The 26781-nt window shown below is 42.2% G+C and carries 30 protein-coding genes; 28 read left to right on the top strand and 2 right to left on the bottom strand.

What is annotated here, in order from left to right:
- The first annotated feature begins 116 nt into the window (after positions 1–116).
- From H7992_RS21670 to H7992_RS21545, 27 genes are all read left to right on the top strand, one after another.
- Positions 117–3797, top strand: coding sequence for a tape measure protein (locus H7992_RS21670; protein WP_187045981.1), 3681 nt, complete (start codon positions 117–119; stop codon positions 3795–3797).
- A complete protein-coding gene (locus tag H7992_RS21665; RefSeq protein WP_187045980.1) occupies positions 3790–4461 on the top strand; it encodes a LysM peptidoglycan-binding domain-containing protein in 672 nt (223 codons plus the stop codon). The genes H7992_RS21670 and H7992_RS21665 overlap by 8 nt, the downstream gene beginning before the upstream one ends.
- Positions 4458–5435 carry an XkdQ/YqbQ family protein gene (locus H7992_RS21660; RefSeq protein ID WP_187045979.1) on the top strand — a complete coding sequence of 326 codons (978 nt, stop codon included), beginning with the start codon at positions 4458–4460 and terminating at the stop codon, positions 5433–5435. Before H7992_RS21665 ends, H7992_RS21660 begins: the two co-directional genes overlap by 4 nt.
- Positions 5435–5869, top strand: coding sequence for a DUF2577 domain-containing protein (locus H7992_RS21655; RefSeq protein ID WP_187045978.1), 435 nt, complete (start codon positions 5435–5437; stop codon positions 5867–5869). Before H7992_RS21660 ends, H7992_RS21655 begins: the two co-directional genes overlap by 1 nt.
- Positions 5870–5881: 12 nt before the next feature.
- Positions 5882–6292 carry a DUF2634 domain-containing protein gene (locus H7992_RS21650; protein WP_187045977.1) on the top strand — a complete coding sequence of 137 codons (411 nt, stop codon included), beginning with the start codon at positions 5882–5884 and terminating at the stop codon, positions 6290–6292.
- Positions 6292–7320, top strand: coding sequence for a baseplate J/gp47 family protein (locus H7992_RS21645; protein WP_187045976.1), 1029 nt, complete (start codon positions 6292–6294; stop codon positions 7318–7320). The genes H7992_RS21650 and H7992_RS21645 overlap by 1 nt, the downstream gene beginning before the upstream one ends.
- Complete coding sequence (locus H7992_RS21640; protein ID WP_187045975.1) at positions 7313–7969, top strand: putative phage tail protein; 657 nt, start codon at positions 7313–7315, stop codon at positions 7967–7969. Before H7992_RS21645 ends, H7992_RS21640 begins: the two co-directional genes overlap by 8 nt.
- Positions 7970–8275 (top strand): hypothetical protein, encoded by a 306-nt coding sequence (locus tag H7992_RS21635; protein WP_187045974.1) that lies wholly within the window; start codon positions 7970–7972, stop codon positions 8273–8275.
- A complete protein-coding gene (locus tag H7992_RS21630) occupies positions 8268–8936 on the top strand; it encodes a hypothetical protein (RefSeq protein ID WP_187045973.1) in 669 nt (222 codons plus the stop codon). Before H7992_RS21635 ends, H7992_RS21630 begins: the two co-directional genes overlap by 8 nt.
- Position 8937: 1 nt before the next feature.
- The gene (locus H7992_RS21625) at positions 8938–11328 is read left to right on the top strand and encodes a fibronectin type III domain-containing protein (protein WP_187045972.1); all 2391 of its coding nucleotides are present in this window, start codon (positions 8938–8940) and stop codon (positions 11326–11328) included.
- Entirely contained in the window at positions 11325–11510 is a 186-nt protein-coding gene (locus tag H7992_RS21620) for a hypothetical protein (RefSeq protein ID WP_187045971.1), read from the top strand. Before H7992_RS21625 ends, H7992_RS21620 begins: the two co-directional genes overlap by 4 nt.
- Positions 11507–11638 carry a CD1375 family protein gene (locus H7992_RS24920; protein WP_370569916.1) on the top strand — a complete coding sequence of 44 codons (132 nt, stop codon included), beginning with the start codon at positions 11507–11509 and terminating at the stop codon, positions 11636–11638. The genes H7992_RS21620 and H7992_RS24920 overlap by 4 nt, the downstream gene beginning before the upstream one ends.
- 91 nt (positions 11639–11729) lie before the next feature.
- A complete protein-coding gene (locus H7992_RS21615) occupies positions 11730–11918 on the top strand; it encodes a hypothetical protein (protein WP_187045970.1) in 189 nt (62 codons plus the stop codon).
- A 93-nt stretch (positions 11919–12011) separates the two neighbouring features.
- A complete protein-coding gene (locus tag H7992_RS21610; RefSeq protein ID WP_187045969.1) occupies positions 12012–12296 on the top strand; it encodes a hypothetical protein in 285 nt (94 codons plus the stop codon).
- Entirely contained in the window at positions 12293–12559 is a 267-nt protein-coding gene (locus H7992_RS21605; RefSeq protein ID WP_187045968.1) for a holin, read from the top strand. Before H7992_RS21610 ends, H7992_RS21605 begins: the two co-directional genes overlap by 4 nt.
- The gene (locus H7992_RS21600; protein WP_187045967.1) at positions 12559–13836 is read left to right on the top strand and encodes an N-acetylmuramoyl-L-alanine amidase; all 1278 of its coding nucleotides are present in this window, start codon (positions 12559–12561) and stop codon (positions 13834–13836) included. The genes H7992_RS21605 and H7992_RS21600 overlap by 1 nt, the downstream gene beginning before the upstream one ends.
- A gap of 290 nt (positions 13837–14126) precedes the next feature.
- Positions 14127–14864 carry a polysaccharide deacetylase family protein gene (locus tag H7992_RS21595; protein WP_187045966.1) on the top strand — a complete coding sequence of 246 codons (738 nt, stop codon included), beginning with the start codon at positions 14127–14129 and terminating at the stop codon, positions 14862–14864.
- A 244-nt stretch (positions 14865–15108) separates the two neighbouring features.
- A complete protein-coding gene (locus tag H7992_RS21590) occupies positions 15109–15378 on the top strand; it encodes a spore coat protein D (RefSeq protein WP_255428517.1) in 270 nt (89 codons plus the stop codon).
- Positions 15379–15640: 262 nt separating this feature from the next.
- A complete protein-coding gene (locus tag H7992_RS21585; protein WP_187045965.1) occupies positions 15641–15931 on the top strand; it encodes an AbrB/MazE/SpoVT family DNA-binding domain-containing protein in 291 nt (96 codons plus the stop codon).
- Positions 15932–16130: 199 nt separating this feature from the next.
- A complete protein-coding gene (locus H7992_RS21580; protein ID WP_187045964.1) occupies positions 16131–16394 on the top strand; it encodes a hypothetical protein in 264 nt (87 codons plus the stop codon).
- A 350-nt stretch (positions 16395–16744) separates the two neighbouring features.
- Complete coding sequence (locus H7992_RS21575) at positions 16745–17131, top strand: YhjD family protein (protein WP_187045963.1); 387 nt, start codon at positions 16745–16747, stop codon at positions 17129–17131.
- Positions 17132–17221: 90 nt separating this feature from the next.
- Positions 17222–17488 (top strand): YolD-like family protein, encoded by a 267-nt coding sequence (locus H7992_RS21570; RefSeq protein WP_187045962.1) that lies wholly within the window; start codon positions 17222–17224, stop codon positions 17486–17488.
- A 1-nt stretch (position 17489) separates the two neighbouring features.
- On the top strand, positions 17490–17828 hold the full coding sequence (locus H7992_RS21565) for a YolD-like family protein (protein WP_187045961.1): 339 nt from the start codon (positions 17490–17492) through the stop codon (positions 17826–17828).
- 111 nt (positions 17829–17939) lie between these two features.
- Complete coding sequence (locus tag H7992_RS21560; protein ID WP_187045960.1) at positions 17940–18125, top strand: hypothetical protein; 186 nt, start codon at positions 17940–17942, stop codon at positions 18123–18125.
- A 384-nt stretch (positions 18126–18509) separates the two neighbouring features.
- Entirely contained in the window at positions 18510–19745 is a 1236-nt protein-coding gene (locus H7992_RS21555) for a hemolysin family protein (protein WP_187045959.1), read from the top strand.
- A 343-nt stretch (positions 19746–20088) separates the two neighbouring features.
- Positions 20089–20634: an RNA polymerase sigma factor gene (locus H7992_RS21550; RefSeq protein WP_067213306.1), complete on the top strand. Its 546-nt coding sequence runs from the start codon at positions 20089–20091 to the stop codon at positions 20632–20634.
- A 99-nt stretch (positions 20635–20733) separates the two neighbouring features.
- Positions 20734–22191 (top strand): phospholipase D family protein, encoded by a 1458-nt coding sequence (locus tag H7992_RS21545; RefSeq protein WP_187045958.1) that lies wholly within the window; start codon positions 20734–20736, stop codon positions 22189–22191.
- 881 nt (positions 22192–23072) lie between these two features.
- Here the strand turns inward: H7992_RS21545 and H7992_RS21540 are convergent.
- Positions 23073–23258, bottom strand: a complete 186-nt coding sequence (locus tag H7992_RS21540) for an SE1832 family protein (protein WP_067213302.1) — start codon at positions 23256–23258, stop codon at positions 23073–23075.
- 240 nt (positions 23259–23498) lie between these two features.
- Positions 23499–24563, bottom strand: a complete 1065-nt coding sequence (locus H7992_RS21535; RefSeq protein ID WP_067213300.1) for a PseG/SpsG family protein — start codon at positions 24561–24563, stop codon at positions 23499–23501.
- 136 nt (positions 24564–24699) lie between these two features.
- On the opposite strand from H7992_RS21535, the gene H7992_RS21530 reads away from it, so the two are divergent.
- On the top strand, positions 24700–26625 hold the full coding sequence (locus H7992_RS21530) for a cation:proton antiporter (protein WP_255428516.1): 1926 nt from the start codon (positions 24700–24702) through the stop codon (positions 26623–26625).
- The last annotated feature ends 156 nt before the right edge of the window (positions 26626–26781 follow it).

Genomic DNA, 26781 nt, shown 5'->3' with positions numbered 1-26781 from the left:
AGTTGTATGAAGCACCACGTTACTTCAAGGCAATGTTATACGGGACCATCGGACACAAACTTGAACAACTTGCTGAAGAAGCAGCTAAAGCGAATAAGTGAGGAAGGGGGTACGAAATGGCTAAGTTGACAGCAAGGTTTGATATTCAAGATAAAATATCGAAAAAGTTGAGGATAATTCGAGGTGAAATCTATTCACTTCAAAGGGCACGGGATCAAGTAAATAAACCAATGACGATGATAATGAGGGCGAGGGACAATGCTACAAAAATACTTAAACGGCTTCATTTATTCGTTTTAAAAGATATCGCCAAAATGCATACAGTCGTCGTCAAAGTAAAGGACGGGGCTACAAAGACCTTGACCTCTATCTCTAACTTTATGAAGCGAAGAATGCCGAGAACTCATGCGCTTTTCGTGCGAGCGACCGATAGAGCTATGCCTGTCTTACAAAGAGTAAGTAGGTTTGTGGAAAGAAATATAGGTAGGACGCAAATCATGACGATTCTAGCGACGGACAGAGCAATGCCTGTAATTAGTAGGATCGGAACTTTTGCGCGTTCGACTTTATCTAAAGGGTGGAATTTCACGGTTCGCGCTACTGATATGGCGAGCGGAATTATAAGACGTATCGGTTCTTTTGCGGCTATAGCTATACCGCAAGTGAGGACATTTACGATTCGTGCTATTAATGGAGCGATGAGCGTTATTAGTTCGGTAAAAAATGCGTTGTTTTCAATCCCTACCCTAATCACCGTGACACTCGCTGCGGTCGGATTGGGGAAATTGAAAGATTCCACGCTCGGGGCGGCAATGAGATTTGAAGATTACGGAGTTGCGATGAATCACTGGATGAAAGGTGACAAAAAAGCAACGTCGGACTTGATGGATTGGATGGGGAAAAAGGCGGACAAAACACCATTTAGTACTCCCGATATCTTTCCTGCAATGACAGGTGCAGTTGCATTAGCCGGAAATGACCCTAAAAGCATAAAAAGGTTAACAAGTACAGCTATAGATATGGCTGCTTTATCAGGCGGTAGAAGTAGCGTTGAAGATGCGATGCAGGCTTTGACAATGGCAAAGATGGGCAACTTTACAATGATGAAGGGTTTCGGAATGCAGATTACAAAAAAGGATTATGACAAAATGGGTTGGGCAGGGTTTCAAACCCATGTAGAGAGCGTATTCGAGGGCGGTGCTGAAGCACTTTCTAAAACTGCGAGCGGTATTTTCGCTACATTAAAAGGGTATCGTGGTTCTCTTTTAAGGACTATTGGCGACGGCTTCTTAGGCCCAATGAAACCCCGTCTTGACTCAATAAATAAATGGTTAGAAAATAACCAAGAAACTTGGGGGCGTTGGAAAAGTGTCGTGAATAAACACGGCGAAGAAGCTTCTGAATTCATTTTCTCTAGGTTAGAAAACTCTTTTAATCACCTTAGGTCGAGATACCTGGACAACAAAGATTTTATGAGTCTCAATTTTCAAGGGAAAATAGCATTCGTGATGGATGATATTGGTTCTTGGTGGTCCAGTAAAGGCAAGCCGGCGCTCGAAGGTTGGTGGAAAACGTCCGGTAAACCATGGGCGGCGACGATTGGGTTAACGATTGGCGAAGCTATTTTTAATGGTGTAGTACTTGGTATACCAAAAGGATTAGGGACTCTCGGGGAGATATGGACAGATGTAGGAATTGACATTAAAAAAAATGGTATTAACAAAGAAACAGCTACATCAGTGGCTGGTGCAGGAGCGGCGACACTCGGAATTGGTGCGTTAGCTTTGGGTGCGGCTTCTTTCGTCTTGACGCCAGTTATCAAAGGGATTCAGGCGATTGGAAAAGCCGGCGGATGGGTTGCTAGTAAAGTTACAGGTAAAGGGGCACCAGGAACAAGAGCTGAAAAACCACCGAAGGTAGCTAAAGTGGCTAGAGTGAGCAAACCACCGAATTACACAATGCCGTGGACGAATCAAGGTGAACGTCCGGCATTGAACGTACCGAATGATAAGGGTTCGAAGTTTCCGAAGCTTCCGAAAGGACTTTCTAGTATAGGAAATTTCTCGAAACGAATTCCTGTATTAGGAACAGCGATAGGAGCTTTAGCGATTGCGACATCTAGTAACGCAGATAAAGCCGGTGCTGTTGGTGCAGTTGGTGGTGGTCTTGCAGGAGCGGCGACGGGTGCTGCACTAGGTTCCGTCGTCCCGGTAGTCGGTACGGCGATTGGGGGCATCATTGGTGGTATTGTTGGCTCAATAGGTGGTCAAGAGGTCGGAGATTGGCTAAGTGAGAATTGGACATCCATAAAATCCGGCGCTTCTGCAACTGGAAAATGGATTAGTCAAAAGTTTAACGACTCTGTGGAATGGATCAGTAATACGTGGAGTAGCTTCACTGATTGGTTTTCCTCCTCTGTATGGCAACCTATTTCAGATGGAGCAGGTGCGGCCGTTAAGTGGGTTAGTGATAAGTGGAGTGCGCTAACTGGATGGTTCTCAGAAAAGGTCTTGGACCCACTCATGAAAGGCTTCGACAAATCTATTAGTTTCATCGTTGGCTTATACGACATAGGAGAAACATTTGTCAAAGCGGGATGGAGTCTATTGTCTGGTTGGTTTAAAGAGAAAGTTTGGACTCCATTGAAAACGGCGGCCGGAGTTGCCTGGGATTGGATTTCCACAAGAGTGTCTTCTATTTGGACTGGAATTCAAGTTCTTTGGGGAATGGCGTCTGCTTGGTTTACTGACACCGTTTGGACACCACTATCAACTGCTGCATCAATTGCATGGGAATGGATCAGTACTTTAATTTCAGATGCTTGGTTTGCGGTGCAAACGCTTTGGGGAATCGCTGTAACTTGGTTCCAAGAAACAATCTGGACGCCACTTATGACTGCTGTCGGGGTAGTCGGCACTTGGATTGGAGAGAAGTTTACAGAGGGATGGACTGCTGTCACTGCGCTGTGGGGAGTGGCTACTAGATGGTTTGAGGAGACCGTCTGGACTCCCTTGAACACCGCGGTTAGATTATTAGGTACTTGGATTGGCGATAAATTTACTGAAGGTTGGAATGTCGTTTCTGACATCTGGGGAGTAGCTAGTTCGTATTTTGAAGAAAATATTTGGACGCCAATTAAAACAGGTGCCGGATTAGTTAAAGACGCAATCATCAAACCCTTCGAGGAGGCGTGGGAATTTGTTTCCGGCATCTTTACAAAACTTGGCGACACTTGGGACACTATTAAACAATGGGGTGGCAAGGCGGTCGAGTGGGGGAACGATGCTGTTGGATACGTTATAGATCGAGGAGAACAAAGACGGGGCATAGCGCCAGAATACGCTCGTGGAACAAATTATCACCCCGGAGGTCCAGCTATCGTTGGTGATGGTGGTGGACCAGAGTTAATCCGTTATCCAAATGGCGGTATGTCACTTTCTCCTGGTACAGATACAATGATGAATTTACCAAGAGGCACAGAAGTATTGTCGCATCGAAAAACGGTGAAGTTCTTTAATCAAGCGCCTACTTACGCTGATGGCGTTGGATTCGGCGGCGGAGTTCCAGAAAAAGTAATTCTGCAAGAAGGACAAGTGGCAGCTGCATCATCGAAAAGCGGTAGTAAACAGCAGTCAATCGGAAGTAAAGTGCGCGACATTATCATCGAAATCACGGGTGATAATCACTACTCTGATGAAATGGATGCTGAGAAAGTTGGGAAAATAGCTTATGATTATATCAAAAAAGCACTACAAAATGAACGATTCGAGGGAGGAGAGATGGTTGTAGATGGCTAAAAGTAAATACGAGTTTTGGCTATCGTTTGGAAACGGGGCGGAGAAATTGCGCCTCCCTGTTTTGCCAAGCGTTTTAAACGTAAGTAACTCATCAAAAAACGAGAGTGTCGATATTGCGAAGCTTGGGGAAGTTACAATCATTCAAGATCCAGTGGCGAAAATGTTTAACTTCTCGTCATTTTTTCCACGTGAAGAATCTCCTCTTATCGAATATACAGGAATTCTTTTTCCGTGGGATTACATCAAAATGATTGAGCGGTGGAAAAATAGCGGTAAACCGATTCGGTTCGTCGTTACGGGTACCCCTATTAATTATGCAGTTTCGATTGAAGACTTTAATTATCGCGAAGGAGAAAAAGATGTTGGGGATTATGATTACGACATTCTCCTGAAAGAGTATAAATTCATTTCAGTTAGGAAAATAGAACAAGGAAAACCAAAACAAAAAGCAACAAGGCCTAATCCAAAACCGAAATCGAAAACCTACACTGTAAAAAAAGGTGACACGTTGATTGCAATTGCAAGAAAGCATTATGGCAAAAGCGGTCGTTGGCGAGATATCTGGAATGCAAATAAAGACGCGATAATCAAGCGGGATAAACGTAACCTTAAACAACCAGGGCACTGGATACATATTGGTGCCAAGTTGTCGATGCCATCATGATTGAATTATTTTTGGTGAAACCAGGTGAAATGTTGGAAATCCCAACAGAATCAATAACGTGGTCCGGCAAACGTTTTAATGCGGCCAGAAAAATTGATGCGCGTATATTAATAGCACCAGGAACAGGTCGAAAAATAGTGAATGTTGAAGAAGGCGATACACTGCTTTTTAAATGGCGTGGAGAAGAGTTGTTTCGTGGTATTGTTTTTGACCGAAGCAGAACGAAAAATGGAGTTATGTCCGTCACGGCTCATGACAGGATGCAGTACTTACTCATAAATAAGACAACAAGAGTTTTTACAAATAAGCGAGCGGATCAAATGGCAACAAGTTTAATGCAGGAATTTGAAGTTCCTATTGGAGCATTCGCAAATACAGGACACGTCATCAAATCGCGTGTTTTTAAAAATGAAACAAGTCTTTATGACATTATTCTCGATGGCTTAACCGAGACGTTAAAGCAGACGAAACAGAGGTTTCGATTGTTTTCAAAAAAAGGTAAAGCTTACCTTGAAAAACTCGATAACCCATCGAAGCTATGGGTACTTGAAACAGGTGTGAACATTGAGGATTATACGTACTCAACGAGCATCAATGATACAGCTACTAAGGTGAAGTTGGTCGCTGGCGAAGAAAAGAAACAAATTACCGCATCGGTTACGGATGATGCTGGCAGAAAGAAATTCGGCGTCTTGCAGCATTACGAAAAAGTTACCGGAAAAATAAATCAAGCACAATTAACAGATCGAGCTAACAAGATTCTGGCTGATAAAAAAGGTGTGAAAAAAGAATTTGTTGTTGATGCGCGTGGAATCGCAGATTTAATAAGTGGCATGCCTGTCCGTGTCATCGAAGATGAATTAAAAGTGAATAAGGTCTTTTTTGTCGATAGCGACACCCACACATTTCGGGGGAATAGGCACACAATGACGTTGAGCTTGATTGAAAACAATGATATGCCGGAGGTGTCTTGATGTTACAAATAATTAAAGGTGCGGCTCAAGAAGCTAATAGTGCATCGTCGCCAGTTGAGTTAATGGAGGCAGTTGTGACTCAGGCGCCACCGGAACTCAAAATAATGCTGAAAAGTAACTCGAAATTGCCTATATCCAAAGGAATAATCATAGTAGCGGAGCACTTAACGAGACATGACCGTATCATTTCGATTGACTATGAATATCCAAAAATGTGGGAGGAAGATTCTGATATTGGTGATGAAGCTAGAGAGGCGGAATCGTCCCGCAATAACATTGGACAAGGTCCATCTGTTCCTTATGAGAAATATGAGATGAAGCATGCAAAAGTGACGTTCGAAGACGTGTTAAAAGTCGGTGACGAAGTCCTTGTGGCCTCCCTTCAGGGCGGTCAAATATTTTATATTATGGATCGAGTCGCGAGATATGAGTAGGGGGTGACTAAATTGAGTCTTTCACCAGAAATAGAAATATTCGAAGTTTATAAGAATGAACAAAATGAAACATCTGAAACGTTTAGATTTGATTTCGAAACCAATCGAATTACGAGTGAAATCATATCTGGTAAAGAGGCCGTTGAACAATTTATTTATCTGACATTAAGGACGAGGCGTTTCGTTCATCCTGTTTACTCGGCGGACACAGGGGAAGAAGTGCATGAACTAATGGCTGATAAAGAAGTTACTACATCATACAAAAAGGCCGAAATACCACGATTGATTGAGGACGCGCTTATCTATGACGACAGAATAGAAAGAGTTTATGGATTCGAAGTGACTGATGAAGAAGATAAAATCTTTGTTAACTTTCAGGTCGATACGGTAGAAGGGTCCTTGTCCATTCAGGAGGTGTACTGATGTTCGAGCACATGACTTTCGAATACTTAATGGAGAAATCATTGGCGGGGGTTAAATTGGATCTTGATAAAAGAGATTCCGGTATAATTTATGCCGGACTCGCCGCAAACAACATGGAACTAGCAGGAATATTTGTCTGGTTGGACACTATTCTCAGACTAGCATTTGCCCAAGATTCCGGCGGAGAATGGCTGGAAAAGCGTGCATTTGAATCAGGTGTTGATAAAAGGTTAGCTATAAGGGCGAAAAGAAGAGCGACGTTTAACATTCCTTTGGCGAATGGTGAGCGTTTTTTTGTTGATGATTTATTTTACAGAGTCGTTGAAGACGGCGTTGTGGAATGTGAAGAATTGGGAGTTATCGGAAATGCGCCACCGAACGGATCTGATTTGTTGCCCGTTAGCAATATCGATAAATTGAAAGTGGCGATTTTAGGGGAAGTCATTGTGCCGGGCGAAGAAGATGAGTCTGACAAGTCCTTATTGGAACGTTACTTAGTCGAGCGGCGCAGGAAAGCAACAAGCGCTAACAAAGCGCATTACAAAAAATGGGCAGAAGAAATTGAAGGCGTTGGAAAAGCAAATGTTTTTCCGCTCTGGAATGGCGACGGCACGGTGAAAATAATTATCGTCAATTCTGAAATGAAACCCGCATCGACGGAACTTGTTCAAGCCGTCAAGGATTATATAGATCCAGCCCCTGGGATGGGCGAAGGTGAAGCTCCTATTGGTGCTACTTTAACCGTTGAAAGTGGAGTAGATAAAGAAATTACTATAAAAGCTGATGTGACGCTACGTGGCAATACAGCAAGCGAGGTAGCGGCTGAAATCGCAGAGGAGTTACAGAGGATATTCAAGGAATTGTCCTTTTCTGGCACATCTATTAAAGTTGCGACCATTAGTAATGTCTTGTTTCAAAACAAATGGATTAGCGATTACTCCAATGTTCTGATTAACGACGAACCTATAAATTTGGAGTTGGAAGATGTCGAAATTCCTTATCTATTGGCGGTGGAATTAAATGACTAGACTCGAACGGATGAAGTCTTATCTACCCCCTCATTTTGCTGAGTCACGTGAAATACAAGCGATTTTAGAGGTCGGGAATGACCTCTTCGAAGAAACTTCAAAGGTTCTGGATGATGTTCTTAATCAGTTTTTCGTCGAGACGGCTACCTGGGGAATCCCGAAATGGGAAGATGAACTGGATATCATGCCGACTGAAGTGGATTTAGAAACACGCAGAAATCAAATCATTAGCAAGTTGACGAGTCAGACACCAACGAATTATCGGGCAATCGAAAGAGAGATTAATCGGTTCCTTCGCAGTCCGTCATCTAAAGTCAGGTTGATTAAAGGTAGATATGCGATGGAAATCATTATACCGCTGGATCAAATAACTGAATGGCTGCCTGTTAAATTAACAAATGCGATTGAAGAAATGAAACCGGCTCATTTAGCCGCTCTTTTTGTAGGGATGGCAGATGGAATTAATGCAATCATAACAACTAAAGAATACACATTCCCAGTCCCGTATCCAATCACAGGCACATTCCACACATCATCAATCAACGGCATCGCTTCAAAAGTGTCAGCTGTTGCAGAATCAAGCGCATATGCCAATCCAGTCCCGTATCCGATTACAGGGACTTTTTATTGTTCGGAAGGAGGTTCATAAATGGTTTCATTACTCGAAGACGAAACACTAAAATTTTGGGACCGGCTCATCGTAGGTGCAAAGGTGATGATTGACGGTGTAGAACGTGACTATCCAATTCACCCGTCATCATACATCGAGGGAAACACCTTGAAAAAATTCGTCTATCTAAATACAGAATCCGGACATGTCACACATGCTTACATTCACGATCAGCATGGAAGAAGAATTCGTGAAAAGACAATTAATATCAAAAAAGACGATACTGGATGGATGGTCACATTTTTCTTGTCTATCGAAATAAAGGAAGGTGTTACAAATGGATGAATCATATGTATACGTGCCGTTGTTTTGGATGGACGACATAATTGAATTCGATGAATCTAATCAGCCAATTCCTGAGCGTGATGACAATGGAGACATCGTTTACGAAACAGGTCAATTCGGAAACCTTATACTCCATCCAATCACAAAAGAGCCGATTCCGAAGTATAAGCGATTACAGCGAGGTACCCTGCATAAGGCGGATTACGAAAACAACCAAGAAGAAGGCATCGCAAAGGCCCATGCGCGTCTGGATGATACTGATAATTGGCGTCTTAAAAAAGACATTCGGGACGAAATTAATGACAAATCTCCGGGCAATGCCGGATCATTTGCCGATGCGTTTGACGGAGAGCCGACACGGATAAAACGAGAAACCGTATCGACTGTCCTAACAGCACCACGAGCGGCAGGAACAACTGTGCTAAATGTGGACACGACGGACGGATTCAAGCCGTTTACCGAAGTCACTGTATACGACGGAACCAACAGCGAAGACGTATTAATTACGGATGTCACAGCGTCCACGATTACGGTACAGCCGTTGGTTAATGATTACGTTAAAGGTGCACGGATTGGACGTAGTAACGCCAAGATTGCAGATGGACAAATGACAAGTGGCGACTGGGGTACTTACAGTATTGCCTTGATGGAGGAGGTGTAATATGGCTTTATACAATTATAGCAAGTACAGTATTGCCTATTATTTTTGGGGTGAACCCCCAAAAAAACACAATGACCCTAATAGTGGTTCTGCACAAAGCGGGCAAGGGATGCCCACACAGTATTCCTGGGACTCAGCATCTAAGTTATTTAGTGCTTCGGGGTCATTGGATTGGACAACTACAGCACCTGGCACTCGGTGGATTAGATTGGAAAATGGTGGTCAGTCAGTAACTGTCTTCACCGCGACTAGTTACCCGAGCTATCCTGACCAAAATATTACTTATGATTGGTATACACAAAATGCATCTGATGCGGTTGGGGTACCAAGCCGCGGTAACCTTATAACCACTCTCATCGCCGAAGACGGGAGATATCCTGCGAATGGCGCCTTGTCAGATGGTTTTTGGTACGTCCGAGGCGCAGCAGTAAACACAGCACCGACAACGCCGGGCACATTTACACAACCTACAGGTACGCTAGAAATCGGCGACTCTAAAACAATCAGTTGGGGCGCCTCTTCAGATGCCGAAAGCAATCTATCGAAATATATTTTAGAAGTTTCAGTAAACAACGGAGCGTGGACGAAGATAGGGCAACCAACAACGCCGAGCTTTACGTACACGGTACCTATGGCTACGTCCATCAAGTTCCGAGTAAAGGCTGTAGATGCGGCGGGTCTGGAATCAGCATATAGAGATAGTACCTTGCTTACTGTACAAAAGCCTATGTATTACTGGAATAAACACCAAGTGAATGTTACTAATAGTTATTATGAACCTGGATGGGTTTTCCAAGGTACTGCTGTCCATGGTTGGTTTAACTGCTTTACGGCTTATAATTTCAATTCTGCGACCGGGAAGTACACTCTTGCTGGAACAACATACAGAGATAAGTCTATTTCCATCGGAAGCGTAGGATACTCGATGGTTGGGGACACTCTACATCAGTTAACTGCCACTAAGAGCAGTTCTGGCAATGACGTTGAATCTACTTCGTATACTAAAACAGGAGCCACATTGAATCAAAGCCTATCAGCTGGAGCCCTCATACAATCAGGTATTGTAGCCGTAGAAGGTACTTACCCAAATAGCGGTAGACATACGGATGGCTATTGGTACATGCGCGGCAGTAGGTTAAACGCGTCAATCGCACCACCTGCAGCATTCACAACACCCGGATTAAATGAGACTCTAACGCCAAGACAAGCTATCGACCTAACGTTCGGAGCATCTACGGCACCAAACATAAGCAATTACGAGGTCGAGTATCGGTATAATGAGGACGCATGGACGCCTGTTGGTACTCATTCAAACGCGCTTATCCGACCGTTTACAGTCACGGAAAATAAGACGCTTACGAAAGTCGAGTTTAGAGTGCGCGCGAAGAACACAAGCAACGTCTATTCGGACTACGTCTACTCAGAGTCGTTTTCAATCGAGCATAACAGGGTGCCGACAGTTACGTTAAATACGGAAAACAACGTCACTCTTTATGAAAACGACACGTTTAAAATCGACGGTTCGGGGCTTGATCTAGATATTGGCGACATCGTAAACGTCTATTATCGCATCAACGGCGGTACATCCCGGGCGATAGCGACAGGCATTTCAAAAGGTGCATCTATACCATTTAATGAACAGTTGAAGTTCAAAGGTGGAGTGCTATACGAAGGTGAAACGGCGGTAACGGATGCACTTGCTGAAGGTCCTGCACACCGTTTAGAAGTGTGGTCAGAGGATAACCAGAGCGGTAAATCAACGATTGCGGAACGCACATTTTACGTCGTGCCAAACCGTGCCCCAGCATTAACAGTCGATCCGTTTATTGACCAATCAGGCATGATTGACAACGATACCATCAAGCTTTCAGGCGTATCTAGCGACCCGGACGGCAACGATGTCACCGTTAAATACCGAGTAAACGAACAGGCAGCGGTGCAAATCCATTCAGGAGCTGCAGGCGCTTGGTCGTTTGATTTATCTTTTAAATTACTGAGAGACGGCGAAAATACAATTGTTGTCGAAGTCACTGACACACATAATTTCAAATCAAGCAAAACCATCAAACTGAATAAAACGGCAAACTTAACGCCTTTAGAGAAATCCGTCCAACGGTACGAAATTGTACCACCGGCTGGCACTGCACAAGGCGTTTTCTTGTGGGTTCGAAGGGACAAGGATCAAGAGGTTTTAGCAGAAATCAGCATGACCACGGGGACAGAACAGGAACAATACGTACCATTAACGCTTGACGCTTCGGGTCCTAGTGGAGATGGAATGGAAGATTTTTTCAAACTTAAAGTCGATGCACCCGCTGAAAATATTATTTTGAAGCTGTCTTGGACAGACGATAAGCCAATAATTATGATTTCGGGGGCGCTACTACAATGAAAGATTATATGGTGAGGAAACTATTACCGAATGGCGATCTCGGACCGTTAGAACCGGCATTTCCGGAAGTGGTTAACATTGACCCTGCTATATTAATGTTAACGGAAGCAATCGCAGGGCTACAGGAACAAGTAATTTTACAGCAAGTTGAAATAGATGAACTGAAAGGGGGTGGCGAATGATGGTATTTCCATACATGGTGCCAGTATACGGTTTACTTGTTAAAGCTGCAGCAAGAGAAATTGATAAGTTGCCTGAGCAATATCAGGTTCCGGTTGCGGAGTATTTGGCGGGGCAGGTTGAGGCATGAAGGGAATGGTGAATGATAGGTAGTCTGTAGATTGATTGAAGGACTTCTCCCATATATGTCGAATAATGGATGTAGGGAGGGGGAGAATTGAGTGTTTCGATACAGGGTTAAATATGTAAATTTTAAACAACCGGGATATGATTTTGGGGCAACTATTACTCTCGATGAACACTACAATAAAGAGGTTGAGTTAGTCCAAGCTTTGCAACAAGTAATTGCGAAAGAAGAAGAGCTACCGATGCAGGATATTATAGTCTTGAAGATTTCACCTGAAAGGTAAACGTTTTAGAAAAATTAGGAAGTTATAAATTTAAGACCGTCCATCGGGGCGTTCTTTTTCTTTACCCAAAAATAATAAAACAGGAGTGATTGAATGTCATTGGAAATTGGAGTAATTAGCGCAATCGCCGGGCTACTATTCGGCTATTTTACGTTTAGCAGAAACCGCGACAGAGACGTGCGGTCATCGGCGGCAGAGGACGCGGTAGTGCGTACCAAGTTAGATAATATCAGCGTAGGAGTCGATACAATTAGACTTGACATGAAATCCAATGAGCGAGCAGTTGCGGAGGTTTCAGACCGTGTTATTCGCGTGGAGGAAAGCGCTAAACAAGCACACAAAAGAATAGACGGAATCGAAAGGAATGATGACAAATGACAGACGTATTAATTTTCGCGACAATCTTAGCCCCGATTATCTTAGCAGTGGTTCAACTGATTAAGGTATCTGCACCAATTAAAAAGAATTACATTCCGCTCATCGCATTCGTGGTGGGTATTTTTATTGGCTTTGCAGCATCACCGTTTACAGATTTGGATTTAGTCTTGCGATTGTGGGCAGGAGGACTAGCGGGATTATCAGCAACCGGACTTTTTGAGTTAGGAAATAAAAATGAAGGCTATACGAAGGATGAAGGTTAATGTCGTTCATAGTTGACTTATCTATATATGCAATTAAACACGGGAGGGCTCACAGAGTCCTTCCTTCTTTGATTATTGCCCAGGGCATTCTTGAATCAGCATCCGGCACAAGTGAACTTGCTATGAACGCAAACAACCTTTTCGGCATTAAATCGGGTTCTGGATGGTCCGGTGATATATACACCAAGCAGACTGCAGAGCATAATACCGACGGCACTGTCTACTATATAGACGCTGATTTCCAAAAGTATCCAACCATTGAGGGATGCGTAATCGACTTGGTCTACAAATATGTCAATGGAACAGGTTGGGAAGCTCACAACCGTTACGCGGCAGTATTAAATCAAACAGATTATAAAAAGGCGACAGCTGCAGTTAAAGCGGCTGGTTATGCAACGGATGTTAATTACCCTGCAAAACTTAATGAATTGATTGAGCAATATGAGCTAACTAAATATGACAAGGAGGTTGATTACGTGGTTAAAATCGCACTAGACGCCGGACACGGTATCAATACTGCTGGCAAACGCACACCAGATGGAGAGCGGGAATGGTCACTCAATAACAAAGTGTTATTGGCTTGTGCAGCTAAACTGAACAAATACCAGGACGTACAGATCCTCAGACTGGATGACTCGACCGGAAACACAGATGTATCCCTTACAACGCGTACCAATAAGGCAAACGCATGGAAAGCTGATGCGCTCGTTTCTATTCACCACAATGCTTTCGATGGTAAGTGGGGTAGTCACGGCGGTGTCGAAACACTTGTACAGGAAATTACTGCAAGTAAAGCATCGAAAGATATCGCGGCAATTATTCAGCCGCGCATTGTATTTGCAATGGGTCTACGTAATAGAGGAGTAAAAACCGATAACCTTCACATGTTGAGAGAATCAAGCATGCCCGCTATCTTAACAGAAGGTGGCTTCATGGACTCGACAACAGACATCGGCGCATTAAGAAGTGATGCAAAACTGAAAGCGCAAGGTGAGGCTATTGCGGATGGTCTAGCTGTGTACTTCAAGTTGAAATTAAAAGTAGCGGGGACACCTGTACCACCAAAGGAGGATGAGGAATTGAAATTTTCAAGCCCGGCGTTAAAAAAGGAAACAGAAACATCTTTGGTAAGCAGAGCACATCGTCAAATCATCGTAGCCGCTGCTGTTAAATCGGGTGCTCATGCATCATGGACTGACAAGCTTGGGAATAATACGCTCACAGATGCGGATGTGCTGGGATTAGCCGTTAAGTATACTGTTACGGTAAATAAGTAAAAGCGCCCAAGTCACAGATTCCCAAGTGCTTGGGATTTTGATTTAGGACCAATAAGAATTATATAAGATGCTCTTGGCCATTTCCTAAACGTTGATGTGACAGCGTTCTAGTAATGGCCATGTTGCACTTAAAGTGTAAATCGACCCGTCCACAGATTCTGGGTAGGTCGCTTTTTTTGTTAGTAGAAATTTTTTTAAAAAAATGGAAATTCTACATAAGTATAAATCATTGCATTTGACAAATATTAAGGTGAAGTAATATACAAAAATAAGGTCTAAGGAGGAATGAAGTGAAGCAAACAGGGTTAATTGCTCTCATAGTCTTTGTTTTGAGTATTTCAACTTTATATGTTAATTTTCACGCTTCTGCTACTGATAAAGGAAGACAATATTATGAAGACAGAGATCTTATTACTTGGGACGTACAAACAGAAGAAAAAGTTATTGCCCTAACATTTGACGATGGACCACACCCGATTTACACAGCGCAGATTTTAGACATTTTGGCAACTTTCGATGCTAAAGCCACATTTTTTGTTTTAGGAGAACATGCTGAAAAATATCCGACTCTTATACTGAGAGAAAATGACGAAGGCCATGAAATTGCGAATCATACGTTTACTCATTCTTACAAATACACAGCCAAAGAATTAGAACGAGAGTTAATAAAGACTAATGATGTCATTCACGGTATTACCGGTACTTATCCGGTGCTATTTCGTCCGGTAGGTGGAAGTTATGATGAGAGCTTGGTAAATATCGCAGTTGAAAATGGTTATAAAGTGGTATTGTGGTCTTGGCACCAGGATACTAGGGATTGGAAAAGACCTGGAGTCAAAAAAATAGTGAATAAAGTACTGAAGGGTACAAAACCAGGTGATGTTATATTATTTCATGATGCAGGTGGCAATCGAACACAAACTGTTAAAGCGCTTTTAGAAATTTTACCTGAACTCCAAAAACAGGGATACGAATTTGTAACCGTCTCAGAAATCATTAAGAGAAAAAATATAAATGTATCCCACTAATTTGCTTTGTGCCATATTCAATTCAAACTTAATTATAATTAGGATTTAAGAACATCTTAGGTGAGCAATGGGAATTAAAAATATCACGAATTCTACTAAGGAAAGGTCATATTTTATTTGAGTATCTTATAAGTTTTAAGAACCATGAAACCGTATTTATGAAACGATTAATTAGTAGAAAGTATAGTCTAACGCCCGTTTGTCCACCTCCTTTTCACATCTACTAGAAGGAGGAGGAGATAGTATGATGCAACAAGGTAATTGGCAACAGGGTAATCAGATGCAACATGGTAATTGTGGTGGTAATCAAGTACAACCAATAGTATGTCCGACGCAGTATCGTTGTCACGATAGATTTGTACCGCGTGAAGTTCCTTTTATCCATCCGATTGTCAATGTTAATCGGGTGCATACAGTTGAAATTCCACGCCACTATTTCACAGAAACAACACAGAATGTGATGGGGCAAACAATTCAAGGGAATCCATGCGGTGAGAGACGTCGCGGCTGGTGAAAGGTTAGAGTGAACAGAAAGTAAAAGCGGCTCCTCCACAGATTAGTTTGTGAAAGGGCCGCTTTTTTGTTTACCAACAAACAGTCATCTGTTGTATATGTATTGTGCACGTATCTCGAACAATTTAAACAAGAAAAAAATAATTGCCTTTTCAATTCACTTGTAATATGAGTATTCTAACTGTAAACTATGTAGTATATGGAAGTTTTATGTATAAAAGGTAATAATGCCTTGATGTGTTATTTAAATTGGAGGGAGACAAATGAAAAGTGTTGGTATTACAAGAAAGTTAGACAACCTCGGAAGATTGGTAATCCCAAAAGAACTGCGAAAAACCATGAAAATCGATGTCGGTACTCCTATTGAAATCTTTGTTGAAGATGATCTCATCATTCTTCACAAGTATTCTCCGAATCGAGCCTGTCTAGTTACAGGCGATATTCTCCCAGATAATATTGAATATCAAGGTGGCATTATATTAAGTCCTAAGGGTGCAGAATTATTAGTAGAACAGATAAAAAGTCAGAGAAAAAGCGACCTATTTCACAGTTAAATTGTGGGTAGGTCGTTTTTTATTTATACATAAAAACCTAGTATATGTGGTCCTTGCAGAACTGTTTAATATTTAATTCCATAATCTACAACTGGATTTACAAGCGTTTACTTGTTACATTATTATTAATTGTATAGGATTGCGCCAGTTATACATGAGATTACCGTACATCTTCAGAACTGGAAAGGGTTTAATATATATGGACATTAAAGAACTGGAAGTTGAACTATTGCAGTACACTATTGATGAATACGGTTATGTTTCTGCAACATCTTTAATGACATTCTATAAGTGGCAACGCCGTGAAGTATTTGAGTATACTTCCAAAAAACTGTTTGGTGGAATGCAATTTGAAATTGACGGTGAAACAGAAAGTACTATGCTGCTAAAGGGGACTGGTATTGTACTTATGCTGATTAAAAAATCTATTGTAGATTGTGTCCTTGCAAAATATTTAAACTGACAGGACTTCTTTTTTTGTTCAGGAAATCATAAATTTACATCGTTTGAAAGCATCTTGTAATGGATGCTTTTTTATTTTCTTGCAATACGAACGTTCATTCTCTATACTGGGATCAAGGAGGGAACGAGTGTGCGTAATCAATTAACCAAGTCAGTTGAGTATAACGAGTCCTTAGATATGATGTACACGGCGAAGGATGGAACGGTCAGCAAGAGGCGGATCAACGTACTACAGGTGGGCGAGGTGTCATTCCGTGCATACTGTTTTCTACGTAAATCCAATCGGACTTTTACGATTGATAACATTCTCGCACTTTATCCCTTAATCGCGAAAGAAAGTAGGGTGATCTAATGTCGTTAATACCGTCCGAGGCATTGCCGTATTTCGAGAACATGATTTACCTACCAATAATTATAAGTATCTTGGAGAGAGACCGAGAAGTGATTGAAACAAGTTCATTCAAATTAAAAGGACCTTATATCAATATCGTTGAAAATACATTAAAGACTGTACGAGGAGAATTGAAAGATACAAATACTTATGCAAGAAACAGAAATTTGAAGTTGATTAAAAAGGGGAAAGACGGTTCGTTCACCGAATATGCATTTATCCATAATGGCTACGAAGACATAAGACGCTACATGAACATACGGCTGCGCAACAGGACTGAAGAATTGATAAATGAGTACTTCGCAATGGTAGAAAATCAGGGCATAAGGGGAGCTACTACAACATGATTGATCAGAGCGCTGAAAAGTTGGCCATATCGCTGATGTTTCGAGAGCATCGAGCGGAATTAAGAGACTGGTACAGAAAGGATGATGAAAATGGCGGCAATTCCAAAACCGAAAGATACAAAGAAAAGCGTAGCAGGTCCAAAACTAACCGAATATGATTTTCTTGAAATTGGCGAGAAAATAAGCGACGCATTAGAATTTAAAAATGAAGTTGAAATCACTACATATCAGCGTAAGCAACATGAAAAGTTTGTAGGTATAGTCAAGGATGCCGACGGTCAGAAAGGTGTTCTTACGATGCAAATAGGATACGAAGACATAAAAATCAACATGAATAATATTGTGAGCGTGAAATGAGATGTTAGAAAACATTCGGGATAGAGGAGCAAAGAAATGGACAACTATGATGCTGTCAGAACATCTTGTAGAGCTTAGAAAATGGTTGAAAGAAGATAATAACGAAGAACGTCCAGAACTAAACGATTTTGATTTAGAGGCTATAAAAGAGGAGATGGAAGTGGCTTATAAAAGGAAATGTCTAACATTTGTAAAGTCATGGGGGAATGGCGAAATCATTTTACACAGCGGAGTAATGAAAGAAATCGATGTGGATTCAATGTGTATTACAATCTATGGCCCTTTTGGAAAGGATCGCATATTAGTTAAAGATATAATCGGAGTTCGATGTGAGGAATAACGCATAGAAGTCCTTTCCTGTCTCGGGAGGGCTATTTGTTTGTCATTAATTGTCATACTATAAAAGGACTTCTTGACTCTTTATAGAATTAGGATAATAGGAGGGGGTATCATGGATTTTTCTCGTGAAGAACTAATCGAGTATTTAAAAGAAACGATTAAAACCATTCCTTGTTTCCATTGCGTTGATGGTATGCTCGAATTGGTAGATGTTAATTTCAATGACTTGGTACAAATAAATGTTTATTGTTCAGCGTGTAAATCTAAAGAAAAATTTGAACAGCACTTATGCATATAATTTAAGAGACAATAGGAACAGCCACCAACTCGATTGAGAAGGTGGCTGTTTTAATGTTGTGAGTCGTGCGCCTGCCCACGTTTTATTAGTTCCCCCAAATGCCCCCCAGCATAGTCCCCCAATCACGCGATTTCATACGACTTCCTACAATATAGCTTAAACGTTATGATGTCGCGGGTTAATTAAATGAATACTGTTGTTATCGCGTTTTCATGTCTTTAAAAATTCATGCGCGGTACGCCCAATTAGTAGAAATAGTATAGCAGATGATGTAGATAGTGAGTAAGAAAGACGAACGCAAATATGAATAATATGGTATGCTGTTTGAAAGTTATTAATTGGCTGAATATATAAATATGAAATTATTTCCGGGAGGAATCGCTTTTGTTTATAGCACTTGGATTATTTTTATTCCTGTCTTTTTACTTGTCAGGAAGTGAAACAGCACTTACAGCAGTAAATAGGAGAAAGGTCCAGTTTCGCGCAGATCAGGGAGACGTGCATGCAATTAAGCTGCAGAAACTGATTTCGAAACCGGACCGTATGATTACAGCAATTCTTATTGGAAACAATGTCGCGAATATTATGATGCCGACTTTAGTTACAATGATAGCAATCGACAAGGGGCTAAGCGTTGGCGTTTGGACAGGAATTCTGACAGTTATTATCATTGTTTTCGGCGAAGTATTGCCAAAAACGATTGCAGCGACATTTTCTGAGCGAGTGGCTTATATGGTCACACCGTCGATTACACTGCTGGTGAAATTATTAACACCATTGACGGCTTTACTAGGCCTATTCACAAATCTTTTCATCAGGATCATCTCGAAAGGAGCGGTAACGAAAGCTACGCTCACAAAAGATGATCTCCGTTCGATGGTTGACATTGCTTCTATAGAAGGAACGTTTGAGATGGACGAATCGAATCGGTTGAAGGAAGTACTCGATTTTGCGGAAAAAGATGTGTCCGACGTCCTTGAAACTCATCGTATGGATATCATCGGATTACCGATTGAAGCGACGTATGAAGAAGTTCGCGACACAATTTTGGAGCATTCTTACACGCGTTATCCTGTCTACGAAGAAAGTATGGATACGATTTTAGGTGTATTTTATTCGAAAATGTTAATCAAATGGTCGATTGATCCTGAACAGACTCTTGGTGATTTAATTGACCGCAATACGTTTTACGTAGTGCAGTCTGCTAGCGTTGAAAAAGTATTCAAAATGATGCTGTCGAAAAAGAAACATATGGCAATCGTTCTGGATGAATACGGTGGAACGCTAGGTATGATAACGCATGAAGATATTATCGAAGAAATGATTGGCCAGGACATTGAGGATGAGACAGATGATGACGAAGAAGAACTTGTCTATGAAAAGACGGATACTAGGTTAATCTGTCATGGCAGGCTTGAAATCGTGGATGCGATGGAGTTACTCGATATTGAATTGCCAATGGATCATGAGACGCTTGGAGGATTTGTACTGCAAGAGCTTGGTCACGTTCCAGAAGAAGGCGAACGCTTTACATACGATCATCTGCGTTTTGAAATCGAGGAGATGGAACGCAACCGGATTATCCGTATGACAATTACAATCAGTGAAGGTATAAACTGATTAACATGCATATCCCTGTAATCGAGTAAAACGGTTACGGGGATATTTTTTGTCTAGTGTCCGGCGTTCGATACATGGTGGTTCACAGGATGCATTCCTTCGAAAGATGCCTTGCGCTTTTCAATGTCTAGCTCCAGGCGCCAGCCGCTTGAGTCATGAGCAACCCAGCTGTGTGGCAAAGAGCGCCACGTCGCTGGGTCGACTTATGCCTGTCGCGTCTAGAAGGCGCCTTTCGCTTTTCAAGCTTACACGTTTGTAAGTATACTGAAAGAGAATACGATGGTTTGAAAGGTCCCGATTGCCGATAATAAGAACAACAGGTAGAAGACGGGGGCGTTATGTTATGAACAAAAATCTAAATGGGTTGTATGAAGAATATGGCCGTTACATATATCATTTATGTCTTAAATTAACACGTAATAAAGAGGAAGCAGAAGATCTTATGCAAGATGTATGGGTGAAAGTCGTTCGCTACAACGATCGGATGGATAGTGTCGACCATATGAAAGCATGGCTTACAACAATCTGTATGAACACATTCCGAGATCGTTACCGCAAAGATGTCAGAAGAAGCAAGCATGTGATGAACCAGCCGGAAACGCTCGATGTGCCGATTCTTGATCTTGTTCCGAGTGATAGTTTGACACCTGCGGAATTGCTAGAGCAAAATGACATTCAATCAATTGTTCAGCAAAAAATTGGTGAACTTGATGTTATTTACAGAAAAACAATTGAGTATTTCTATGTACATCAATATTCTTTGATTGAGATTGCAGAAGTAATGAAGGTCTCAATTGGTACGGTTAAATCACGGTTATTCCGCGCGAAAAAGTATTTGAAAGAACTGATGATTGCAGATACAGCAGTGCACGAATACGTCACTGCATAAGAGCGCAGCCAAAGGAGGCTGTGTTTTTTTGTTTGTAAAAAAGTGATAGAGGGAAATTAGATAAATAGATTGATATGTTTGAATGGGGATGGTTGTGTGTTGAAAAAGAACAAAAAGAAAGGCTGGAGCAGACGCAAGCGAATTATTGTGATAGTGCTGTCAGTGTATGCTCTTTTTTATATAGGTGTTGTTTTGTGGAATACATATAAAAAACTCCCCGAAGGCATTTCATACGAAGGTGATTTGCACTGGACGGACGAAGTTGATATGTTTACGGACTTGACCTATGCACAAAACAAAGACGGGGACAACATGGTGCATGAGCTGGCGATTTTCGATGAAGTCTACGCGATGATCGACCGGGCTGAGCAATTTATCGTGCTCGATTATTTCCTATTCGATCATTATTACGATGAAGACATAGAATTCCCGAAAATCGCACAAACAATGACAAAGAAACTGGTGGAGAAAAAACAGCAACATCCTGATATGCCGATTATTTTTATTACAGATCCGTTGAATACAGGATACGGTTCTTATGAAACAAAATGGTTCACAAAGATGGAAGATGCGGGAATCGAAGTCATCTACACTGATTTGGATCCGCTCCGCGATTCAATTCCAGTTTATTCTGGTTTATACAGGACGATATTCCGCTGGTTGGATATTGAGAAAACGAGCTGGATTGCAAACGCTATGTCAAGCGAAGCACCTAAAATGACGTTGGCTTCTTACATTACGTTACTGAATGTCAAGGCGAACCACCGCAAGACCGTTGTAACAGATAAAGAAGCACTGGTATCATCAGGAAATCCGCATAACGCTAGCGGTTTTCACGGTAATGTGGCATTGAAGGTGAAAGGCAGTGTACTGAACGATATTTTAGAGGCGGAAGAAGCGGTCGTCAACTATACGAATGGTGGAAAATTACCACGCGTAGAAGTGCCGGAACAAAACGGGGGAAACTATGCCGTCCAATATTTGACGGAGAAGAAAATCCTGAATGGACTTCTTGGCGATATTGCGAAAGCGCAAGAAGGGGATACCATTCGAATTGGGATGTTCTTCATTGCAAAACGTGATCTTGTCAATGCACTTATCGATGCTGCGAACCGCGGCGTCGATGTGAAAATGATTTTGGACCCGAATGAAAACTCCTTCGGCAAAGAAAAGTCTGGATTGCCGAACAGGCCGGTTGTACAGGAGATGCTGGAAGAAACGGATGGGAAAATTGATGTTCGCTGGTACAATACGGTTATTGGTCAATACCATACAAAACTCGTGGTTGTTCAGACAGCTGAGGAAACCTACATTGCGAACGGCTCTGCTAATTTAACTGAACGCACGCTCGATAATTATAATCTAGAAGCCAATCTGCGGGTCATTGCTCCGAATGACAGTGAGTTAACTAAAGAGATAGATACTTACTTTAGTAGACTATGGAACAATGAGGATGCGCTGTACACGCTTGACGTAGAAGAATTTCAAGATGGTTTCACTTTCTTCCAACGAGGTATTTATGGTTTACAGAAATTGTTGAAAATGACGACTTATTGAGGTTGGCAATAATTTTATGGCTGGTTTTTGAGTTGATATAGTTGGTTAGATAGGATATATAGTCGGTTTGCCAGCAGTTATAGTCGAATGGAAAAATGCCACACTTGTTGAATACCAAAAAGTAACCAGTGAATAACATGAACACTAACTGGTCGCTACGTGTATAGTCGATTTTGGATTGCTTTGGATTGGATGACTTCTATACGATTACCGAGATGTCTGGATATGTAGGGATGCGACTTTGTCGCATCCCTACATATTTTTGTCGTTAATCGTATGGTGTTCCTTCATCCGTTGCGCACCAAATGGATCAGTACACGAAGTGCTAAAGCTTTTTTGGACGAAAGAATAGAGGGGCATCTACCTGGATAAAAGCCGCCAAAGATGCAATTTTGGCGGCTGAAATATTCTTTAGGGTTTGCTCTTTTTTACTAGTAAAGAAGTGTTACTTTCTATAAAATAACACATGATTACATGCATACTCTTTGCTAATAGTAAGCAAGGAACGCATTGTTAACGTGCAAGAGTGCCCGAAATTGTATCTTCGGGCATTTACAATCCCTATAGAAAGTTATCTATTCGCTTCTTTCAAACATAACTGCATTTTCCACTTGAACATTGTAGGTACACGATAGGCAACTATTCGCAACAGGGTTACCGAAAAAAGTGTGGCTAGAAATGACGGAGTCACTTCTAGCCACACATGACTCACGGTAAATATGTCGTGATTAGTTCGCCGAAAGCGAACCGGAAATGATCCAGTGAAAATGGATTCTTCCAAGCCCTACTCACCAGTATTTTATGCAAATAGATGGTTAATCAACAGATGTGGAAAAATGCATAACAAAAAGGCTATCCTTTGTCCCGGATAGCCTTTTTGTTCATTCAAATTCAGCAAGTTGCTTGTTCAGTTCCGCGAGACTTTCTTCCAACGTTGCAAGACGCAGTTCCGCTTTCTTGACGAAGCTGTCATTACCGGTCGATTCTAGCTTCTCGATATCACCTTGCAAACTGATATAGTCCATTTTTAGTTCCATGATTGCTGTTTCTACTTGACGTTTGTTCATCAGAAAAACACCTCAGCTTTTTTAAAAGTTAGAAAGTATAAGTTTTTTAACCTAGTGTCTAGACTCCAGCGCCTAGCCCCTGGGCCCACAGGACGTGGGTCATGCAGCTTTTGCGACAGGATGTCGCGATCCTAAGCTGCCTTCCTCTGTCGCTTCAGTCCTTAAGTTAAAGGCAAAGAGCGCCTTTATCTTAAGGCCCTCCAGCGCTTTTCGGGTCTACCAAGGCGCTTGCGCTTTTCCTCAGTGTAGCATATCGGACGTTTTTTTTCCTGCGCCGCCACTAGTATTGCGCTTCGGATACTCGAGGTAATAGCGTATCGCTTCGCATACAGCATCTTTTCCGTCCCCGAGCCCGAGTGCGGTTTGTCGTGCAATCGCTTTTTTGCGTAGCGGTTCGTGCAAGAGGGGTTCCATGATGGCGTTCAACAAACTCGATTGTTTTACTTTTCGACCGAGACCAAGATGAATGAAACCGTGCTGTTCTTTCGGAAAAGCAAGCCCCACTTCGAAATCGTTCTGTGCGAGCACGACGCAAGGGATACCCATTACTGCGACTTCATAAGGCATGTAGCCAGAAGCGCATAAAATAATATCTGCTGCCGCGTAGATTTCGGCGTAGTTGTATGGAGGCACCAATACGGTTGTATTCCGCCTTTCGAGTGCCATCATGCGAATCGTGCTCGTATCATGGGCATACTGTTCACCGATGAGAACGGTCACTTTGAGTGGGATTTGAAGTTGCATGATATGACGCAACGCCCGATAGGTCAAGTTTCCTTCATCCTCTTCGCCAAATGAAATCACTAAATGGGGAAGAGGTCCAAGCTGGGCTTTGCGAAGTCCAATGTGCTTAACTGAAGCCATCTGTTCGTCAGCAATGAAACTCTCTCGTCCAAGTACGTAATGATCTGGCGCACTATCATTCGATTCGACATACAATGTCTGGAATACGAGGTCAGCACATTTACCACCGTCGCCGAAATCATCGAAATGGATGATGGAGGGGACGAGTTCAGTAATTTTTTCAATCTCCTCTTGAATAGTAGAGCCGCTATCGCGGAGAAGTAGATCAGGTTTAATCGACGCGAGTGCTTGTAAAAATAGCGCATTGCTTGGGGTTGAAATTGCTTTAAATCCCTCGGGCACTGGCGGAGAATCCACTCCGCATAAGTATACGATATCTATTTCGTCAGCCAAGGCGTTTGTAATCATGGCTGCTCTGCGTGCGGGGTATGTCCCTTTTCCGTCCGACCTGGAAATATGGATGGCGACTGTTTTCTTTTGTTGTCCGTCTATTGGAATCACCCTTTCTTGCTAGATTGTTCAATTCATCCCTATAACCTTATGTATTGACCGATTGGGATATGTCTATTTCTAGTAGACTGAAACTGCCAGTATGGTAAACTAACATTATTTCCATTTGGGGAACGGAGTGATTCCATTGTTCGATTCACTATTATTCGAGTTAATGCTTGTCGTCTTAATCGGGATTTTATCGCAATGGACAGCTTGGAAATTTCGGATGCCGGCAATTGTTGTCATGTCTGTTGCAGGACTTCTTGTCGGCCCCATTTTCGGTCTTATTAACCCGAAAGAGAGTATGGGAGATCTATTTGGTCCAATTATTACGTTTGCCGTGGCAATTATTTTGTTTGAAGGCAGTTTGAATCTTGATTTTAAAGAAATTAAAGGCTTTAGTAAGCCGATAGCTCGTATTGTAACCGTTGGGGCATTCATTGCATGGATTGCTGGGGCGCTTGCAGCACACTATTTAGCGGGACTTTCTTGGGCAGTTGCCTTTGTAATCGGTGGTCTGTTCATTGTTACGGGACCTACCGTTATCTTGCCGCTATTGAGGCAGGCGAAGCTGAAACCGCGCCCAGCCGCAATCTTGAAATGGGAATCGATTGTTGTTGATCCGTTTGGTGCATTGCTTGCGGTATTCGCTTTTGAGTTCATCAAATTTTTGAATAGCCAAGTGACATTGAATGCGTTGCTGTTGTTCTTTGCAGCATCTATTTTTGCGGTACTCCTTGGCTGGGGGGCTGCCCGGGTCATTGGAAGTGCATTCGAGCGCGGCGGTATTCCAGAATTTCTGAAAGCGCCGGTACTCTTTGCGGTCGTCTTATTCACATTTGTTTTCGCGGATGAAATCATGCATGAGACGGGATTGCTTGCGGTAACAGCAATGGGGATGACGATGGCGAATATGCGCATGACGTCGATGCATGACATACGGCAATTCAAAGAGAATATTTCCGTCCTTCTTATTTCGGGTATATTTGTCATGTTGACGGCGTCACTTAATCCGCAAATTCTCATCGAAATTTTTAATCTGAATATTATCTTGTATGTCTTGGCGATGCTAGTTATCGTCAGGCCGTTATCGATTTGGCTTGCAACAATTAATACGGAGTTAAACATCCGTGAAAAGATTCTAATAGGGTGGATTGCACCAAGGGGAATTGTGGCTCTAACTGTTTCAGGCTATTTCGCGACGATTCTACTCGACAATGGCTACAAGGACGCAGAACTATTGACGGCGCTAACATTCGCACTGGTTTTCTCCACAGTGGTCTTACATGGGTTTTCGATTGGCTTCTTGGCTAAGAAGCTGAATCTAACAACAACGGACGAATCAGGTGTACTTCTCGTTGGGGGCACCCGATTCGCCGCAGAGCTTGCCCAATCGGTGAAAGAAACCGGCAATGATGTGCTGCTCATCGATCAGTCTTGGGCGGGTCTATCACATGCCCGAAAGCTTGGACTCAATAGTTACGTTGGGGATATCCTATCGGAGCAAATCGACTATCATCTCGACTTGACGCCATATCGGTATATCCTCGCAATGACGAAAACTGATACGTACAATGCACATATTTGTTCAGACTTTGCACCACATCTCGGAAGTAATAACTTGTATCAGTCGGTATTCCACGTCGGAAACGAAGCTAAAGAATTCACGATAACGGGGGGACAGTCGTTGTTCTCACCTGCCATTTCAATCTATGATTTGGAAGAGCGGATGAACGCTGGGCATGGTATTCGTAAAACGGTAATTACAAAACAATATAGTTACACACAATATTTACGTGAGCGGGATGACAAATTGATTTTGCTTTACATTTTACGTGCTGACGGCACAATTGAATTCTTCACACCAAGAATTGAACCACAGGCCTTCGCGGGTGATGCAATTATCGCGCTCACATCACCTGTGAAAACAATTGAACGGGTGAAAGAGCGTCTGGATGGAGTGAACGGTGAAACGTCGATATCCTATGAAAAAGTAGAAGATTTATTTACGAGGGAAGAAAAGCAGGTAAAGCCGGTTATTCCGGGAGATGCACCACTTTCTGCGAAATGAATGGAGTACCAAGTGGCTGACTAAGATCTGTAACAGGCAGATAGCCATTGCTTTTGATAGATTGAACACCAATCGTAAAATATGAAATTGATGCAATTCCCTTAATCGGATTTTCCGGTTAGGGGGATTTTTTACGCCAAGGGCTGTATTCATTCG

The organism is Sporosarcina sp. resist, from assembly GCF_014302295.1.
In the GTDB taxonomy this organism is placed as follows: domain Bacteria; phylum Bacillota; class Bacilli; order Bacillales_A; family Planococcaceae; genus Sporosarcina; species Sporosarcina psychrophila.
The sequence above is the reverse complement of the archived record's forward strand: the minus strand, read 5'-3'. Positions and strand labels throughout refer to the sequence as shown.

Excerpts from the sequence above, each read along its gene's own strand:
- H7992_RS21670 (WP_187045981.1), top strand. The coding sequence starts at position 117 with ATGGCTAAGTTGACAGCAAGGTTTGATATTCAAGATAAAATATCGAAA.
- H7992_RS21665 (WP_187045980.1), top strand. The coding sequence starts at position 3,790 with ATGGCTAAAAGTAAATACGAGTTTTGGCTATCGTTTGGAAACGGGGCG.
- H7992_RS21660 (WP_187045979.1), top strand. The coding sequence starts at position 4,458 with ATGATTGAATTATTTTTGGTGAAACCAGGTGAAATGTTGGAAATCCCA.
- H7992_RS21655 (WP_187045978.1), top strand. The coding sequence starts at position 5,435 with ATGTTACAAATAATTAAAGGTGCGGCTCAAGAAGCTAATAGTGCATCG.
- H7992_RS21645 (WP_187045976.1), top strand. The coding sequence starts at position 6,292 with ATGTTCGAGCACATGACTTTCGAATACTTAATGGAGAAATCATTGGCG.
- H7992_RS21640 (WP_187045975.1), top strand. The coding sequence starts at position 7,313 with ATGACTAGACTCGAACGGATGAAGTCTTATCTACCCCCTCATTTTGCT.
- H7992_RS21635 (WP_187045974.1), top strand. The coding sequence starts at position 7,970 with ATGGTTTCATTACTCGAAGACGAAACACTAAAATTTTGGGACCGGCTC.
- H7992_RS21630 (WP_187045973.1), top strand. The coding sequence starts at position 8,268 with ATGGATGAATCATATGTATACGTGCCGTTGTTTTGGATGGACGACATA.
- H7992_RS21625 (WP_187045972.1), top strand. The coding sequence starts at position 8,938 with ATGGCTTTATACAATTATAGCAAGTACAGTATTGCCTATTATTTTTGG.
- H7992_RS21620 (WP_187045971.1), top strand. The coding sequence starts at position 11,325 with ATGAAAGATTATATGGTGAGGAAACTATTACCGAATGGCGATCTCGGA.
- H7992_RS24920 (WP_370569916.1), top strand. The coding sequence starts at position 11,507 with ATGATGGTATTTCCATACATGGTGCCAGTATACGGTTTACTTGTTAAA.
- H7992_RS21610 (WP_187045969.1), top strand. The coding sequence starts at position 12,012 with ATGTCATTGGAAATTGGAGTAATTAGCGCAATCGCCGGGCTACTATTC.
- H7992_RS21605 (WP_187045968.1), top strand. The coding sequence starts at position 12,293 with ATGACAGACGTATTAATTTTCGCGACAATCTTAGCCCCGATTATCTTA.
- H7992_RS21600 (WP_187045967.1), top strand. The coding sequence starts at position 12,559 with ATGTCGTTCATAGTTGACTTATCTATATATGCAATTAAACACGGGAGG.
- H7992_RS21590 (WP_255428517.1), top strand. The coding sequence starts at position 15,109 with ATGATGCAACAAGGTAATTGGCAACAGGGTAATCAGATGCAACATGGT.
- H7992_RS21585 (WP_187045965.1), top strand. The coding sequence starts at position 15,641 with ATGAAAAGTGTTGGTATTACAAGAAAGTTAGACAACCTCGGAAGATTG.
- H7992_RS21580 (WP_187045964.1), top strand. The coding sequence starts at position 16,131 with ATGGACATTAAAGAACTGGAAGTTGAACTATTGCAGTACACTATTGAT.
- H7992_RS21575 (WP_187045963.1), top strand. The coding sequence starts at position 16,745 with ATGTCGTTAATACCGTCCGAGGCATTGCCGTATTTCGAGAACATGATT.
- H7992_RS21570 (WP_187045962.1), top strand. The coding sequence starts at position 17,222 with ATGGCGGCAATTCCAAAACCGAAAGATACAAAGAAAAGCGTAGCAGGT.
- H7992_RS21565 (WP_187045961.1), top strand. The coding sequence starts at position 17,490 with ATGTTAGAAAACATTCGGGATAGAGGAGCAAAGAAATGGACAACTATG.
- H7992_RS21560 (WP_187045960.1), top strand. The coding sequence starts at position 17,940 with ATGGATTTTTCTCGTGAAGAACTAATCGAGTATTTAAAAGAAACGATT.
- H7992_RS21550 (WP_067213306.1), top strand. The coding sequence starts at position 20,089 with ATGAACAAAAATCTAAATGGGTTGTATGAAGAATATGGCCGTTACATA.
- H7992_RS21540 (WP_067213302.1), bottom strand. The coding sequence starts at position 23,258 with ATGAACAAACGTCAAGTAGAAACAGCAATCATGGAACTAAAAATGGAC.